Below are 15,904 nucleotides of genomic sequence, written 5' to 3' on the forward strand. Positions count from 1 at the left end.
CTCACTCGACCGGGACGGTGTCGAGCGCCCGCTGGGCCACGTCGCGGCCGGCGCGCTCGTCGGTCGTCCGAATGCGGTGGGCCCAGACGCTCCGCACCTCGCGTTGCACGTCGTCGGGGACGACGTAGTCGCGGGCGTCGAGGGCGGCGCGGGCCTGCGCGGCGCGGACGAGGGCGATGGAGCCACGGGGGCTCACGCCGAGGTCGGCGCGCGCTCTGGTGTCGGCGGCGAGCCGAGAAACGTAGCTGCGGACCGGCTCGCTCACCGTCACGTCGAGGATGCGCTCGCGGGCGTCGCGCACGTCGCCCGCCGATGCGACGGGTTCGAGCGACTCGATGGGGTGGTGGCCGGAGACGCGGCCGAGCAGTTCCGTCTCCTCGGCCTCGTTCGGGTAGCCGAGGTGGATTTTCTTCATGAACCGGTCGAGTTCGGCCAGCGGGAGGTCGTACGTCCGGTCGGGTTCCACGTCGTTCTGCGTGGCGATGACGGTAAAGGGGTCGGGGACGCGGCGGGTGACGCCGTCGACGGTCACCTGAAGCTCCTCCATGACTTCGAGGAGCGCGGCCTGCGTCTTCGGCGGCGCGCGGTTGATTTCGTCGCCGAGGACGACGTTCCCGAAGACCGGCCCCTCGCGGAACTCGAACTCGCTGGTCTGTTGGTTGAACACGTTCACGCCCGTCACGTCGGACGGGAGGAGGTCGGGCGTGAACTGGATGCGCTCGAACGAGCCCTCTATCGAGGTGGCGATAGCGCGGGCGAGCATCGTCTTGCCGACGCCCGGCACGTCCTCCAAGAGGAGGTGGCCCCGAGCGAACAGCGCCACGATGATGTCTTCGATGGCGTCGTGGTGGCCGACGATGACCCGTTCGACGTTCTCGGAGATTCGTGTCGCGAGGTCCGACACCGCCTCGACCGAGAGCGCGGGGTCGAAGTCGGCGTCTGCATGTGCATCAGTCATTGATATTCCGGATGCCCCGCCGACCGTCCGCACCGCCGACGGGTCTCTGCGTGTTAGTACTGCCTCGGTCTACCTAACCTTGCTGGGTGTCCACACTGACCCCGTCAGGAGTACACACGCGCAATCGCGGGGGACAACTCGGGGCGACGGCCGCCGACCGGGGCGTTCCCGGCCGTTTTTATTGTTCGGCGACCCGGGTGTGAGTATGAACGCGGACGCCAAGCGGGAGGCGGTGTACGGCGCGCCGCCGGAGATGCTGGCAGTGCGGGACGACCTGACGCCGATGCTCTCGCAGTACGCCGACCTCTGCGAGGAACACGACGACGCCGTCGTGCTGTTTCAGGTCGGCGACTTCTACGAGGCGTTCTGCGGCGCGGCGGAGGCCGTCGCCCGCACCTGCGAGGTGACGCTGACCCAACGCGAGGACTCCACCGGGACGTGGCCGATGGCCGGCATCCCCATCGACAACGCCGCGGGCTACCTCGAACGCCTGCTCGACGCCGGCTACCGGGTCGCGCTCGCGGAACAGGTCGAAGACGCCGAGGAGGCGTCCGGCCTCGTCGACCGCGCGGTCACCCAACTCATCACGCCCGGCACCGTCGTCGACGAGGAACTGCTCGACGCCGGGCGGGCGACCTACCTCGGCGCGGTCGCTCGGGGCGGCGACGGCGGGAGTAGCGATAGCGACGCCGAGGGCGACACCTACGGCCTCGCCGTCGTGGACGTCTCGACCGGCGAGTGCCTCGTCACCGGGGCCGACCGCGCGCTGGCGCTCGAAGAACTGGAGCGCCTCGCGCCCGCCGAACTCGTCGTCGGTCCCGACTGCGACCTCCCGAACCTCCCGTTCGACCCGATGGAGACGCCGTTCGAACCGGAGGCGTTCGACGCCGACGCGGCCCGCGAGACGCTGTCGGCCTACGCGCCCCGACCGGACGCCGTGGTCGAGTCGGCCGCCGAACTCCGGGCGGTCGGCGCGGCGCTCGCCTACGCCGAGTACGCGCAGGGCGACTCGCAACTGGCGTACGTCACCCGCATCACGCGGTTCGACCCCCGCGAGTTCCTCCAACTCGACGCGACGGCCATCCGGAGCCTCGAACTGTTCGAGTCGCGGAGCGCCCGCGCGGGAAGCACGCTGTTTTCGGTCCTCGACGAGACGGCCTGCGCGCTCGGCCGCCGCCGACTGGAGGCGTGGCTCCGCCGCCCGCTCGTCGACCGCGAGCGAATCGAGGCCCGACTGGACGCCGTCGAGGCCCTCTGCGACGACGCCCTCGCCCGCGCCGACCTCCGAGAGCACCTCTCGTCGGTGTACGACCTCGAACGGCTGGTCGCCCGCGTCTCCCGGGAGCGCGCCGACGCCCGCGACCTGCGCTCGCTAAAGACGACGCTCGACCGAGTGCCGGAAATCCGCGATGCGCTCGCCGGAACCGATTCCGACCTGCTGGCGGACCTCCGCGACTCGCTGGACGAACTCGAAGACGTGCGCGACCTCGTCGGCGACGCGGTCGTCTCCGACCCGCCGCAGGAGATTACCGAGGGCGGCGTCATCGCCGACGGCTTCGACGCCGAGTTAGACGACGTCCGCGGCACCGCCGAGGCGGGCCGCGAGTGGGTGTCGAACCTCGAAGCCCGCGAGCAGGAGCGCACCGGCATCGACTCGCTGGAAGTCGGTTACAATCAGGTCCACGGCTACTACATCGAGGTGACGAACCCGAACCTCGACCGCGTCCCCGACGACTACCAGCGCCGCCAGACGCTGAAGAACTCGGAGCGGTTCTACACGCCCGAACTGAAGGAGCGCGAAGACGAGATTCTCCGCGCCTCGGACCGCGCCGACGCCCTCGAATACGACCTGTTCTGCGAGGTGCGCGCCGACGTGGCGACCGAATCGGCCCGGATTCAGGCCGTCGCCGACGCCCTCGCGGACCTCGACGTGCTCCGGACGCTCGCGGACGTGGCGGTGGCGAACGACTACGCCCGCCCCAAGTTCCACCGGAACGCCGCCTCCTCGGCCGGCCCGACCGACGAGGACGCCGGCATCCGCATCGACGGCGGCAGACACCCCGTCGTCGAGCGCGCGCAGGACGAGTTCGTCCCGAACCCCGCCGACCTCCCGCGGGGGAGCGTCGCGCTCGTCACCGGCCCAAACATGTCCGGGAAATCGACGTACATGCGGCAGGTGGCGCTCGTCTGCGTCCTCGCGCAGGTCGGGGGGTTCGTCCCCGCGAAGTCGGCCCGACTGCCGGTTCTCGACCGCGTGTTCACCCGCATCGGCGCGTCCGACGACATCGCGGGCGGCCAGTCCACCTTCATGCGCGAGATGAGCGAGCTGACCGAAATCCTCCACAACGCCACCGGCGACTCGCTCGTCCTCCTCGACGAGGTCGGCCGCGGCACCTCCACCGCCGACGGCCTCGCCATCGCCCGCGCGGCCACCGAGTTCCTTCACGACGAGGTCGGCGCGACGACGCTGTTTGCGACCCACTACCACGACCTCACCGACGCGGCCGACGACCGCGAGGGCGTGTTCAACCTCCATTTCACCGCCGCGCGGCGCGACGGCGAGGTCACGTTCCTCCACAGCGTCGCCGACGGCCCCTCCTCGTCGTCCTACGGGGTCGAAGTGGCGCAGTTGGCCGGCGTACCCGCGAGCGTGGTCGAGCGGGCGCGAACCCTCGTGGACGAACCCGAGACCGACGCCGACGCCGAGCGCGCGGGCGACACAGGAAGGGACGGCGTCGTCGCCGCCGGGAACGGCGAACCCGACGAGGCCGCCGAAGACGGCACGCTCGCCGCCTACGTCGATGGGTTGGAGAACGGTCACGGTCAGACGGAGACCCCGAGCCGAGCAACTGCGACGGCCGCAACGACCGAACCGAACCCCGAACTCGAAGCCGTCGCCGAGGCGCTCCGCGAGGCCGACCTCGTGGACACAACGCCGCTGGAGGCGCTGAACCTCCTGTCTGAGCTCAAAGGAAGACTCGAATGATTCACCGACTCGACCCGGAGACGCGGTCGAAAATCGCCGCCGGCGAGGTCGTCGCCCGGCCCGCGAGCGTCGTGGTCGAACTGATTGAAAACGCGCTCGACGCCGGCGCTGAGACCGTCGAAATCGAGGTCGGCGGCGACGGCACCGACCGAATCCGCGTCGCAGACGACGGCCGCGGGATGGCCGAGTCGGACGCCGCGCTCGCGGTCGAGCGACACACGACGAGCAAGCTTGCGGCGGCCGACGACCTCGAAACCGTCGAGACGCTCGGCTTCCGAGGCGAGGCGCTGCCGAGCATCGCCGCGGCCGCCGCCCGCCTCGAACTGACGACGAACGACGGCGGCCCGCGGGGGACGCGGGTCACGGTCGACGGCGGGGAGAACGCGCCCGATGGCGAGCGCGACAAGACCGTCTCGCCCGCGGGGCGGGCGCGCGGGACGACCGTCGACGTGACCGGCCTGTTTGCCGACCGCCCGGCGCGGAAGAAGTCGCTGGCGTCGTCGAAAGCCGAGTTCGCCCGCGTCTCGGCGGTCGTCACGCGCTACGCGCTCACGCGGCCGGACGTGCGGTTCGTCCTGCGACACGACGGCCGCGACACGCTCGCGACGCCCGGCACCGACCGCTTCTCGGACGCGCTCTTGGCGGTGTACGGTCGCGACGCCGCGAGCCACGCCTCGACGTTCGACGCGTCGCGGGAGGTCTCCGCGGCCGGCGAGACGGCCGCGGTCGAAGTCGACGGCGCGCTCTGTCACCCCGAGGTGACGCGCTCCCGGCGCGACCACGTCCACGTCTCGGTCAACGGCCGCGCGCTCGCCGAACCGCGACTCCGGCGGGCGGTCGCCGACGGCTACGGGACGCTGCTTCCCGACGGGCGCGAACCGGTCGGCGTCGTCCGACTCCGCCTGCCGCCGGCGTGGGTCGACCACAACGTCCACCCCGCGAAGGACGAGGTGGGCTTCAGAGACGCCGACGCGGTCGCTGAGGCGGTCGAAGCGAGCGTCCGCGACGCGCTCTCGACGGCCGACCTCCGGCGGAGCGGCGAGGTGGCGATGGACCTCGATAGCTCGCTCGCGCCCGTCGAGGCCGCGTCGGTGTTCGACGACCTCCGCGTCATCGGGCGCTTCCGCGGCCTGTACCTGCTCTGTGAGGCCGACGACGAACTCCTCGTCGTCGACCAGCACGCGGCCCACGAGCGCATCAACTACGAGCGACTCCGCCGGGCGGTCGAATCGGCGGGCATCGAGACGGTCGCCGTCGACCCGCCGGCGACCGTCTCGCTGTCGCCGGCCGACGCGGCGCTCCTCGACGCGAACCGCGACCTCGTCGAAAAGCTGGGCTTCCGCGTCGTCGAGTTCGGAGAGGGGGGCGGAACCGGAACGTACCGCGTCGAAGCGGTCCCGGCACCGCTCGGTCGCCCGTTCGCCCCGGACGCGCTCGCGGACGTGGTGGCCGACATCGCCGCCGGCGACGACGCCGACCCGCGGGACGAACTGCTGAAAGACCTCGCGTGCCATCCGTCCATCAAAGCCGGCGACGACCTCACCGACGACGAGGCCGCCAGACTGGTCGAGCGACTCGGGTCGTGCGAGACGCCCTACACCTGCCCGCACGGCCGGCCCACGGTGCTCGCCATCGACGAGGAGACGTTCGTCCGCGGGTTCGGCCGGCGGAGCGGCCGGCTCGGGTAGGGACTCGACGAGAGCAAGTTGCCGAGCCATCCCGTCGCAGTCGTGCGAAGTGGCGCGGTAGCTCGTGCGGAGATAGTTACTGAATAGGTACAGCGATGGCTCGGCCGGCCGCTACCAGTCCTTGCAATCGAGACAGACGTACTCGTCGCCGTCGAGCCACCGCTTTTGTACCGACTCGCCGCACTGCGGGCAGGCCGTGGCTTCAGGGGTCCATCGGTAGGTGGCGAGCGTGCTCACATCGGGTGCGTCGGAGTCGTCGGCGTCGGAATCGGCGGGGTCGGAAGCATCGTCAGCGTCGGAATCGTCGGCGTTGCCGGCAGTAGCCGATTCGGTGGCCGGGGTCGGTTCATTGCCCGGAGTCGCGGTGTCAGTCAGTTCGGGGCCGTCGGCTGAATCGAGAGTGTCGGCTGAATCGGGTTCGTCGGCCGGTCCGTCGTCACTGCCGGCGAAGTCGTCGAGCGAGCGGTTCGGCATGACTCAGCGTCCGTGGCCGCGGTCCTTATCGATGCCGACCGACGCCGTGAACCGCGAGCCATCGGGGACTCACACGGCGGGAGGCACGCCGTGCGAAACCCACACAATAAATACCTCCGAATCCCGAGAGTGGCGCATGGCAACACTGACGGACTTCGTCATCGCGATTCTGCAGAGCCTCATCGAGTTGGTGTTCAACTTCGCGAGCGTGGCGACGAGCGATATCCTGTCGCCGTTTCTCATCCTCACCGGGGGTGCCGTAATGGTCGTCTCGGTCGGCGCGTTCGCCTACGTCGCCCTCGGCGCACTCGGCGCGGAACTCGGCATCATCGGCGTCGGTTCGTCGAGCGGTAGGCCGCCGCAGCGAGAGTAATCGCTTCTTCGAGGTCGGGGCCGACCGGCGACCCGACCACGACGCCGTCGGCGTGTTCGAGCACCGCGTCCATCCGGTCGGCCACGTCGTCGGGCGTGCCGGCCATCGAGAAGGCGTCTATCATCGCCGGCGTGACGAGGCCGAACGCCTCGGAGAAGTCGCCGGCGGAAATCTTTTCACCGATGTCGCTCGCGCGGTCGGCGTCGATGCCGTGTCTGTCGAGGACCGGCGGGGCCGCCCCCGCGGCGATAAAGGCGACCGGCGGGCGGGCGGCCTCGCGGGCCGCGTCCGCGTCCTCCGAGACGGAGACGCTGGCGTAGGCGGCGAGGGTGAACTCGCCGCGGGAGTCGGGGCGGTCCTCGACGCCCATATCGACCTGTTCTCTGGCCCACGCGAGGTCGTCGGGGTGCGAGCCGTTGAACAGCAGGCCGTCGGCGTGCTTGCCGGCCATGCGGCACATGTGCGGGCCCTCGCCGCCGACGTACACCGGCACCTCGCCGGGCACGTCGAAGTTGAGGCCGGCGTCGGCCGCCTCGAACGTGCCGTCGTGGCTGACGCGCTCGCCGTCCCAGAGTTGCTGTGCGACCTTGAACGCCTCAAGCACGGAGCGGAGGCCGCGCTCGTCTTCGAGGCCGAGGTTGCGGAGCGTCGAGGGGTCGCCCGGGCCGATGCCGAGCAGGCCGCGACCGCCCGAGGCTTCAGCGACGGTCGCCACTTTGCCGGCGAGCGTCACGGGGTGTCGCTCGTAGGGGTTGGCGACGCCGGGGCCGAGGCGGATGTCGTCGGTCTCGGCCGCGAGTCGCGCGAGGACCGCGAAGGGGTCGCGGTTGTTGTAGTGACACGAGACGAAACACGAGTCGTAGCCCTCGCGTTCCGCCTGCGCGCCCAGTTCGACGAGGTCGTCGACGGGATGTTCCGGGGTGAGTTCGAGTCCGAGCATGGTGTGAATGTAGTGTGAGCGCGGTGTGTGCGTGGAATGGTGATGCGAGTCGTCAGGGGTCGTAGCGCCACTCGCGGAGCGCCTGTCGCACGAAGTCGCCGTCGATGTCGCGGAAGTGGGCGTCGCTTTCGCCGTGGTCGCCCCACTCGAAGTCGCGGACGACGACGACGGGCGTGCCGCCGTCGCCCTCGCCCTGCACGAGGTTGGCGGCCGCGGCGAGTTCGTCCACGACGCTCTCGACGGTGACGCCGAGTTCGCGGCCGTCGCGGTCGGCCTCGCCGCGCCAGTCGCGCGAGGCGCTCAGCCCCGCCCAGCCGATGGCGACGCCGCGCTGGCCGTGTCGGAACGGCCGGCCGCAGGTGTCGGTGACGATTACCCGGTCGGCGTCGACGCCGGCGCGGATGCGCTCTGCCGACTCGCTCGGGCGCTTCGGGAGCAACAGCAGGTCGTGGTCGGGGACGTTCGAGCGGTCGATGCCGGCGTTGACGCCGACGTGGCCGAACCGCGTCTCCGTCAGGAGAAACGGCTCCGACATGACGAGGTCGACGCTCTCTTCGAGGACCGCCTGCGCGAACCGCGGGTCCTTCTCGTCGCCGGTCAGTTCGGCGAGGCGGGCGGCGAGTTCGCGCGCCCGCGGACCGGCCGGGAAGTCGTCGAGGTCCGCGAACCGCCCTTCGGCCTTCGAGACGACGGTGGAGGCGACACAAACCACGTCGTCGGGCCGGAGGTCGACGCGCTCGGAGACGAGGGCGGCGAGGTCGTCGCCCTCGCGAATCTCGGGCACGCCGGAGACGGGAAACAGCTCCATACCGCTTCGGAGGGCGAGGGCGGTGAAAAACGACGGGATGCTGGCGAACCGGGCCGGTATCGCAGGCGGGCGACCGGAAGCGGCTCGGCTGCGAGACAGCGCGACGACGCGCCGACCTCAGTCGTCGCGGACGACCTCGACCGACACCGAGCCGTCGGTGACCGTGCCGACCATCATCGTCGCGTCGTCGCCCGGATTCGCCGCCGTCGCGGTGCCCGGATTGAGGACGCGGACGCCGTCGACCGTCTCGTCGACCACCTCGTGGATGTGGCCCGCGACGCCGACCGCGCCGTCGCCCGCGGCGTCTCTGACCGCGTCGGCGACGCGGGACTCGTAGCCCGTCCGCGTGCCCGTGCCGTGGGTGACGACGAACGTGACGCCGCCGACCTCCGCGACCTCGACGAACGGGAGGTCGATGCCCGGCGGGTCGACGTTCCCGCGGACGCCGACGAACCGCGCCGAGAGGTCGCGGAAGCGCGCGAGCGCGTCCGGCGAGTCGAAGTCGCCCGCGTGAATCACGAGGTCGGCCTCGCGGACCCTGGCTTCGACCCACGAGGGAATCCCGTCGGCCCGCCCCGGAACGTGCGTGTCGCTCAGGATAGCGAGTCGCATACCGACACCACGCGACCGGCCTGAATAGTCGTTTTGTCAGTCGCGGCCGTAAGTCAGGATATGCCACACGTCGTCACCGTCTTCCTCCGCCACGGCGGTCGCGTCCTCCTCGCCCGCCGGAGCGACGCCGTCGGAACGTATCAGGGCCGCTGGGCCGGCGTCTCCGGCTACGTCGAGGGCGACCCCGAAGACGCCGAGCGCGACGCCCGGCGCGAACTCGCCGAGGAGGTCGGCGTTCGCGAGGCCGACGCCGAGTTCGTCCGTGCTGGGGAACCCCTCACGGTCACCGACGAGGGCCGCGAGTGGACCGTCCACCCGTTCCTGTTCGACGCCGAGAGCCGCGATATCGACACCAACGAGGAACTCGCCGCGGTCGAGTGGGTCCACCCGACCGAGATGCGGGACCGCGAGACGGTCCCCGGACTCTGGGCGACCTACCGCCGGGTCGCGCCCGCGGTCGAGACCGTCGCCGGCGACGAGACCCACGGCTCGGCGTGGATTTCGCTCCGGGCGCTGGAGGTCCTGCGCGACGCCGCCGCCGAGACGGACTCGCGGGACGCGCTCGCGTCGGTCGCCCGGCGACTCCGCGACGCCCGACCGAGCATGGCCGCCGTCGAGAACCGCGTCAATCGCGTCATGGCGGAAGCGGACCCCGACCCCGAATCGGTCCGCCGACGCGCCGAGGCGGCTATCGACACCGCCGCCGAAGCCGACGACGCGGCAGCCACTCGCGCCGCCGAACTCATCAGAGAGCGCGGGGTCGACCGACTCGCCACGCTCTCGCGGTCGGGGACCGTCCTCGCGGCGCTCGAAGCCGCCGAGGCCGCCGCAGTCGCCGTCCTCGTCTCCGAATCCCGACCCGGCGGCGAGGGCGTCGGCGTCGCGGAACGACTCGCCCGCGACGGACGGGACGTGACGCTGACCACCGACGCGGCGCTCCCCGGACTCGTCGCGGCCGGCGAAGTCGACGCCGTCCTCGTCGGAGCCGACTCGGTGCTCGCGTCCGGCGGCGTCGTCAACAAGGTCGGAAGCCTCCCCGTCGCGCTCGCGGCCGCCCGCGCCGACGTGCCCGTGTTCGCCGTCTGCGCCCGCGACAAGGTGCGCGGCGACGACCAGTTCGTCGGCGAGGAGGCCGGAGACCGATACGACGGCGAGGCCGCGATACGGACAGAGAACCCGCTTTTCGAGGTCGTCCCCGCGGACCTGCTCCCGGGCGTCGTCACCGAGGATGGCGTGTTGGACGCGGACGAAATCGGCGCGGTCGCGGCCGAACACGCCGCGCTGGCGGCGTGGGACGGCTGAGTCGGGAGTGCGGGGTTCTGGGAACCGCCGGGACCACTGCCGGCGGGGGCAAAAGGGTGGATTCTTGGGCGTCCGCCGCAGACTCCGACTCGGTGGCGATGACGAAGGTTACCCCCACTCAGCCCCTTGTGATGATAGATTTCATCCGAGCCACCAACTACTGACGACCCGTCGCTCTGTCGCTCCGAATCTCGTTGCCCCGGAGCGTCGCGTACGCGCTTCTCGCGAACCGGGCCACCTGCTGGGACCGAACGGGCTCTCGTCGGACACCCGAAAACCGGACACCGACGCCGAAGCCGCAACGTCCTTCGTGAGCCGCCGCGACCCCTCGGCCATGCACATCGAACGCATCGCGGTCGACGAGTCGGTCGGTCGGACGATGCCCCCGGGGCTGTTCGTCGAGGCGCTTTCGGGCCGCGGCGTGCCCGTCGAGCGCGTCGGCGACGACGAGGAGTTCGGGCCGGGCGACGCGGTCGCCACGTTCGGCCACAGAGACGCCTTCGTCGACGCCGACTGGGTCCACTGCGTCCGCGCCGGCTACGACGAGTTCCCCGTGGACGCCTACGAGGCGGCCGGCACGGCCCTCACGAACAGCACCGGCGTCCACGGGACCACGGTCGGAGAGACGGTCGTCGCCTATATGCTGACGCTCGCCCGCCGCCTCCACGCCTACCGAGACGCCCAGCGCGACCGCGAGTGGAACCTCCCGCGCTACAAGGAACCGTTCACCCTCGACGGCGAGCGCGTCTGCGTCGTCGGCCTCGGCACGCTCGGCCGGGGCGTCGTCGACCGCGCGGCCGCCCTCGGGATGGAAGTCGTCGGCGTCCGGCGCTCCGGTGACCCGGTCGAGCACGTCTCGACGGTGTTCACCCCCGACCGGCTTCACGAGGCCGTCGCCGACGCCCGATTCGTCGTGCTGGCGATGCCGCTAACCGCGGAGACCGAGGGCATGGTCGCCGCGCCGGAACTCGACGCGATGCGCGAGGACGCCTACCTTGTGAACGTCGCGCGCGGCCCCGTCGTCGACGAGGACGACCTCGTGGCGGCGCTCGACGGCGGCGACATCGCGGGCGCGGCGCTCGACGTGTTCGAGACGGAACCGCTGCCCGCGGAGTCGTCGCTGTGGGAGTTCGACGAGGTGCTCGTCACGCCGCACGCGAGCGCCGCGACGGGGAAGTACCACGAGGACATCGCGGCGCTCGTGGGAGAGAACGTCGAGAAGATAGCCGCCGGCGACCCGCTCACGAACCGGGTAGCGTGAGTTCGCGGGACGACGGGTCGAGATGTCGGCGCGTCAGCGCCTCGCTCAGAGGAACTTGAACAGGTCGTCGCGGCCCTGCTCGTGGAGGTGCGACCGCAGGGCCTCTTCGAGGTGGGAGATGTCGCCGCGCTTGGCCGTGATGGGCGCGATGACGTTCCGCCACTGCTTCCACGGCGGGAACAGCCCGAGGCGGTCACAGAGGTCGTTCAGGCGCTCGTCGCGGTCGTCGACCTTGTCCATCTTGTTGACCGCGACCACGGTCGGGATGTCGAGTTCGTCGAGGAAGAAGAACATCTCCACGTCGTGGGGGATGGAGTCCTCGGTGGTGTGGCGGTCGATGATGTCGATGACGCTTTTCCCGTCGACGACCAGGACCGCCGCGAGGATGTCGTCGGCGTGCTCCTCGATGTACTGAACCACGTCGGTCTTGATGGCCTCGCGGGTGTCGCGGTCGACGCCGGACATGAAGCCGAACCCGGGGAGGTCGGTGAACATGAAACTCACCGCGTTCCAGTCGAAGTGGTTGGGCTTGCGGGTGACGCCGGGCTTCTTGCCCGTCGTGAACTTGCTGTGACCCGTCAGCTCTCGCATCAGGGTTGACTTCCCCACGTTCGACCGCCCGACGAGGACGATTTCGTCGCGGTTCGGTCGGTCTTCGAACATACAGGCGATTCGCCACCGCGACGGATAAGGTGGGCGGAACGGACCCGCCGGTCTGCGGCGTCGGCGTCGAAAAAATCACGTCTCCGGGCGAGTCGCCCCCCACGACGACTCACCGACGACGCGTACGCAAGTCGGCCGCGTCAGTCACGGCCGCCGGCCGATAGCTCGCCGGCGTCGTCGTCGAGGAATCGCAGCAGCGGCTCGATTTCGTCGAATCGAGGGCCGCACGCGACGGAACCGCGACGACGGTTCCAGTCGACGAAGCCGGCGTCAGCGAGCTTCGGCAGGTGAACGTGGAACAGTTCCACCTTCAGTCGGTCGCGGTCGCGGCCGCCACCAACGGCCGCGTCCCGCGTTGCCGCGTCGAGGCGCGCGCGTCGCCGTCGGCGCAGGCCCAACAGCAACCGTCGCCGATGGACGTTTCCGAGGGCGTCGAACGCCTCGTCGAGGCGGGGGGACGCTGTGGCTACCATCGGCGCAACCCCCGTCGAATCCGAACGAGCGTCGCGCGACGGGCGCGAGACGCCGAGATAACGCGGCTTCCGCGAGTCGCTGACAGGCCCCGCTCCGGGCACCCGGCGAACACCACCCGATACCGGTACCGTCGAGAGCGCGGCTCGTCAGTCACACGCCCGTGCGCGGCTGCACCACCACGGCGCTGTCGGGCGGCGTACGGCTGTCGATGTCTGTGTGCGTTCACAACTACGTCCCCCGAGGGCTCATAGCTAGCAAGCCAGCATTCTCTTTCTGCTTTCACAGTCCGGTCATTGAAGTAGTGCATCCGGGAAATCGGTGGGTGCGCGTCCGAGTGGGCTGCGGTCACACACGAACGTTATCGGCCGAAATCCTGCCGAACACGAGCGCGTCCCGGTGTCCGAGCGCCACCTCCGGGTGCGGTAGTGATTTTCGGTTGACATAGGTGTTCAATACAGCGGCTGCTGAATGAGAGCCAGAAATGGCCGTAATCGTCGAGTTGACGATTGACTCGGAGAGCTTCGACCTCGGGAGAGTCACCGCCGTGTCGAACGGCGTCCACCTCGAACTCGAGCGCGTCGTCCCAACCGGCGGTGAGGTCATGCCGTTCTTCTGGGCCCACGGTACGGACTTCGAGGCGTTCGAGCGCGTCGTCCGAGACGACCGGCTCGTCGACGATTTGGCGGCCGTCGCCCGCGTCGAAGACCGGGTGCTGTACAAGGTCAACTGGGGAGAGACCACGTCGAGTCTGACCCGGGTACTCACCGACAGCGAGGCGACGATTCTCGAAGCCCACGGCAACGACCCGTGGCTGTTCCGCCTCCGGTTCAACGACCACGCGGCGCTCACCGAGTTCCACAACCGCTGTCAGGACGAGGGCATCGAGTTCCACGTCGAGCGCATCTACACCCTCGCGGAGGGCGAGCCGGGCGTCTACAACTTCGACATCACCGACGAACAACAGGAGGCGCTCGTCACCGCCGTCTCCGAGGGGTACTTCGAGGTTCCGCGGCGAACCACGCTCAACGAGGTGGCCGACCGACTCGGAATCAGCCCGCAGGCCGCCTCCGAGCGCGTCCGCCGCGGGGCCGACACCGTCCTCCGGAAAGTGCTCTTGTCGCAGTCGGCGGCCGACCTCTCGTAGCGCCCCGACCCGCCGACCTGCCGGTTCCGCCCCCGCGACGAGAGACACCGCGGCCCGAGCGGGGGAGCTATCTTTCCGGCGCGAGTACGCGACGGCGACGCGATGGACAAAGCGACGCTCCGAACGACGGTGTGGGACGACCTCGAATCGTCGGGCGCGGCCCGGTTTCCCTTCCCGCCGCACGGCCGCATCCCGAACTTCGACGACGCGACGGCGGCCGCCGAGCGACTCGCGGCGACGCCCGAGTGGGCCGACGCCGAGGCGGTGAAGGCCAACCCGGACGCGCCGCAACTCCCCGTCAGGCGGCGGGCGCTCCGCGAGGACAAGACCGTCTACATGGCCGTCCCGCGACTCCGCGACGAGGAGTGTTTCTACGAACTCGACCCCGCGCGCATCGACGACGACGAACTCGACAGCGCGCCGACCGTCTCGCACGTCGAGACCTACGCCGACAAGGTGGGCCCCGACGCCCTGCCATCCATCGACCTCGTCGTCTCGGGGTCGGTCGCCGTCTCCGAGGCGGGCGCTCGCGTCGGGAAGGGCGAGGGGTTCAGCGACCTCGAATACGCGGTGTTGCGGGGTCTCGGGGCCGTCTCCGAGGAGACGACCGTGGCGACGACGGTCCACGAGCGACAGGTCCGCGACGACCTGCCCGAGCCGGACGCCCACGACGTGCCGATGGACCTCGTCGTCACCCCCGACCGGCAGGTCCGAACCGAGACCCCGTATCCGCGGCCCGAGGGAATCGACTGGAACGCGCTCCCCGACGAGCGCCTCGACGAGATGCCCGTCCTCCGGCGGTTGCGCGACGAGTCGGACGAGTCCGACGAATAGCCGAGCCCCTGCTTATTTCACCGCCCGGGCCGACGTGAGGCCGTGCGACTCGTACAGGTGTTGGTGCCGACCGGCAAGCGCGAGGCCGTCCTGCGGACGCTCGACGAGGAGGGCGTCGACTACGCCGTCTCCGAGGAGACCTCCGGCCGCGGCTTCGTCGCCGTCGTCACCTTCCCGGTCCCGAAGGAGGCCGTCGAGCCGGTGTTGGCGCGGCTCCGCGAGGCGGGCGTCGAGCGCGACGCCTACACCGTCGTCGTCGCGGCCGAGACGGTCGCCTCGAAGCGGTTCGACCAACTGCGCGAGCAGTACGAGGAAGACGACGAGAACGGCGACCGCATCGCCCGCGAGGAGTTGGCCTCGAAGGCCGCCGACCTCGCGCCGTCGGTGTCGACGTACGTGCTCATGACGGTTATCTCGGCGCTCGTCGCCACCGCGGGCCTGCTCCTCGACTCGCCGGCCGTGGTCGTCGGGTCGATGGTCATCGCCCCGCTCGTCGGTCCCGCGATGTCCGCGAGCGTCGGCACCGTCGTCGACGACGACGAGATGTTCGCCCGCGGGGTTCGCCTGCAAGCGCTCGGCGGCGTCCTCGCGGTCGGCGCGGCCGCCGTCTTCGCCTTCCTGCTCAAACAGACCGGGGCGGTCCCGCTGTCACCGGCTGAGGTGCTGTCGATTCCCGAGGTGGACGAGCGCCTCGCGCCCGACGTGCTGTCGCTCGTCATCGCGCTCGGCGCGGGGGCAGCGGGCGCGATTTCGCTTTCCTCCGGCGTCTCGACCGCGCTCGTCGGCGTCATGATAGCCGCCGCGTTGGTCCCGCCGACCGCCGTCGTCGGCATCGGCATCGCGTGGGGCGCGCCCGAGGCCGTCGTCGGCTCGGCCATCCTCGTCCTCGTCAACATCCTTTCGGTCAACTTCGTCGCCATCGGCGTCCTCTGGCAGCAGGGCTACCGACCGGAACGCTGGATTCGCCGCGACGACGCCCGCCGGGCCGCCCTGTTCCGCATCGCCGTCATCGGGGTCGGCCTGCTCGTCCTCTCGTCGTTCCTCGGCGCGGTCACCTACACGACCTACCGGAACGCCGACTTCCAGTCGGAGGCGCACGACGCCATCGAAGACGCGCTTTCGGACACCGACGCCCGCCTGCTGTCGATGGAACTGCGGTACGACAGCGGGCCGCTGCAAGAGCCGGAGGGAATCGTCGTGACCGTCGGCTACGACCCGGCCTCCGACCCGCCGATGGTCGAGCGCGAACTCACGAGGCGGGTGAACGCCGTTGCCCCCGAACCGCTGTCGCCGTGGGGGGCGAGCGAAATCGACGTCGAAGTCCGCTACGTCGCCGTCGTGGAGTAGTTCGCTGCCGGGGGTTGGCACGCGTTTCGAAGGCTACAAT

General features: G+C 70.4%; 15 protein-coding genes. 8 read left to right on the forward strand and 7 right to left on the reverse strand.

The genetic code is table 11. The annotated features are described in order from the left end of the window. Position 1 precedes the first annotated feature (1 nt). Positions 2–958 carry an AAA family ATPase gene (locus tag ACSR87_RS06365; RefSeq protein ID WP_498529883.1) on the reverse strand — a complete coding sequence of 319 codons (957 nt, stop codon included), beginning with the start codon at positions 956–958 and terminating at the stop codon, positions 2–4. 205 nt (positions 959–1,163) lie between these two features. Between ACSR87_RS06365 and mutS the strand changes: the two genes are divergently transcribed. Both mutS and mutL read left to right on the forward strand, forming a co-directional pair. Beyond that, a complete protein-coding gene (gene mutS / locus ACSR87_RS06370) occupies positions 1,164–3,944 on the forward strand; it encodes a DNA mismatch repair protein MutS (RefSeq protein WP_498529884.1) in 2,781 nt (926 codons plus the stop codon). Next, the gene (gene mutL / locus ACSR87_RS06375; RefSeq protein WP_498529885.1) at positions 3,941–5,632 is read left to right on the forward strand and encodes a DNA mismatch repair endonuclease MutL; all 1,692 of its coding nucleotides are present in this window, start codon (positions 3,941–3,943) and stop codon (positions 5,630–5,632) included. The genes mutS and mutL overlap by 4 nt, the downstream gene beginning before the upstream one ends. 111 nt (positions 5,633–5,743) lie before the next feature. Here the strand turns inward: mutL and ACSR87_RS06380 are convergent, their stop codons facing one another. Continuing rightward, positions 5,744–6,106: a DUF7573 domain-containing protein gene (locus ACSR87_RS06380; RefSeq protein WP_008574912.1), complete on the reverse strand. Its 363-nt coding sequence runs from the start codon at positions 6,104–6,106 to the stop codon at positions 5,744–5,746. Positions 6,107–6,242: 136 nt separating this feature from the next. Between ACSR87_RS06380 and ACSR87_RS06385 the strand changes: the two genes are divergently transcribed. Next, on the forward strand, positions 6,243–6,479 hold the full coding sequence (locus ACSR87_RS06385; protein ID WP_008574911.1) for a DUF8024 family protein: 237 nt from the start codon (positions 6,243–6,245) through the stop codon (positions 6,477–6,479). Here the strand turns inward: ACSR87_RS06385 and ACSR87_RS06390 are convergent. The 3 genes from ACSR87_RS06390 to ACSR87_RS06400 all read right to left on the reverse strand — a co-directional run bounded on the left by ACSR87_RS06390 (position 6,433) and on the right by ACSR87_RS06400 (position 8,839). Continuing rightward, a complete protein-coding gene (locus tag ACSR87_RS06390; RefSeq protein WP_498529886.1) occupies positions 6,433–7,419 on the reverse strand; it encodes a 5,10-methylenetetrahydromethanopterin reductase in 987 nt (328 codons plus the stop codon). The two genes, ACSR87_RS06385 and ACSR87_RS06390, sit on opposite strands and share 47 nt — an antisense overlap. Before the next feature lie 52 nt (positions 7,420–7,471). Further along, positions 7,472–8,227: a coenzyme F420-0:L-glutamate ligase gene (locus ACSR87_RS06395; protein ID WP_008574909.1), complete on the reverse strand. Its 756-nt coding sequence runs from the start codon at positions 8,225–8,227 to the stop codon at positions 7,472–7,474. Between the two features lie 117 nt (positions 8,228–8,344). After that, positions 8,345–8,839 (reverse strand): metallophosphoesterase family protein, encoded by a 495-nt coding sequence (locus ACSR87_RS06400; protein WP_498529887.1) that lies wholly within the window; start codon positions 8,837–8,839, stop codon positions 8,345–8,347. A gap of 60 nt (positions 8,840–8,899) precedes the next feature. Here ACSR87_RS06400 and ACSR87_RS06405 point away from each other — a divergent pair, with 60 nt between their 5' ends. Both ACSR87_RS06405 and ddh read left to right on the forward strand, forming a co-directional pair. Further along, complete coding sequence (locus ACSR87_RS06405; protein WP_498529888.1) at positions 8,900–10,141, forward strand: eIF2B alpha/beta/delta subunit family protein; 1,242 nt, start codon at positions 8,900–8,902, stop codon at positions 10,139–10,141. A 334-nt stretch (positions 10,142–10,475) separates the two neighbouring features. Next, a complete protein-coding gene (gene ddh / locus ACSR87_RS06410) occupies positions 10,476–11,402 on the forward strand; it encodes a D-2-hydroxyacid dehydrogenase (RefSeq protein ID WP_498529889.1) in 927 nt (308 codons plus the stop codon). 45 nt (positions 11,403–11,447) lie between these two features. On the opposite strand, the gene engB is transcribed toward ddh, so the two are convergent. Both engB and ACSR87_RS06420 read right to left on the reverse strand, forming a co-directional pair. After that, positions 11,448–12,065, reverse strand: coding sequence for a GTP-binding protein EngB (gene engB / locus ACSR87_RS06415; RefSeq protein WP_498529890.1), 618 nt, complete (start codon positions 12,063–12,065; stop codon positions 11,448–11,450). A gap of 140 nt (positions 12,066–12,205) precedes the next feature. Then, positions 12,206–12,538 carry a DUF7344 domain-containing protein gene (locus ACSR87_RS06420; protein ID WP_498529891.1) on the reverse strand — a complete coding sequence of 111 codons (333 nt, stop codon included), beginning with the start codon at positions 12,536–12,538 and terminating at the stop codon, positions 12,206–12,208. Between the two features lie 482 nt (positions 12,539–13,020). Between ACSR87_RS06420 and ACSR87_RS06425 the strand changes: the two genes are divergently transcribed. From ACSR87_RS06425 to ACSR87_RS06435, 3 genes are all read left to right on the forward strand, one after another. Beyond that, entirely contained in the window at positions 13,021–13,683 is a 663-nt protein-coding gene (locus ACSR87_RS06425) for a helix-turn-helix domain-containing protein (protein ID WP_498529892.1), read from the forward strand. Between the two features lie 102 nt (positions 13,684–13,785). Further along, complete coding sequence (locus ACSR87_RS06430; RefSeq protein WP_498529893.1) at positions 13,786–14,517, forward strand: 5-formyltetrahydrofolate cyclo-ligase; 732 nt, start codon at positions 13,786–13,788, stop codon at positions 14,515–14,517. 42 nt (positions 14,518–14,559) lie between these two features. Next, on the forward strand, positions 14,560–15,864 hold the full coding sequence (locus tag ACSR87_RS06435) for a TIGR00341 family protein (RefSeq protein ID WP_008577863.1): 1,305 nt from the start codon (positions 14,560–14,562) through the stop codon (positions 15,862–15,864). Positions 15,865–15,904: the final 40 nt, after the last annotated feature.

Source organism: Haloferax sp. SDI50, from assembly GCF_059802635.1.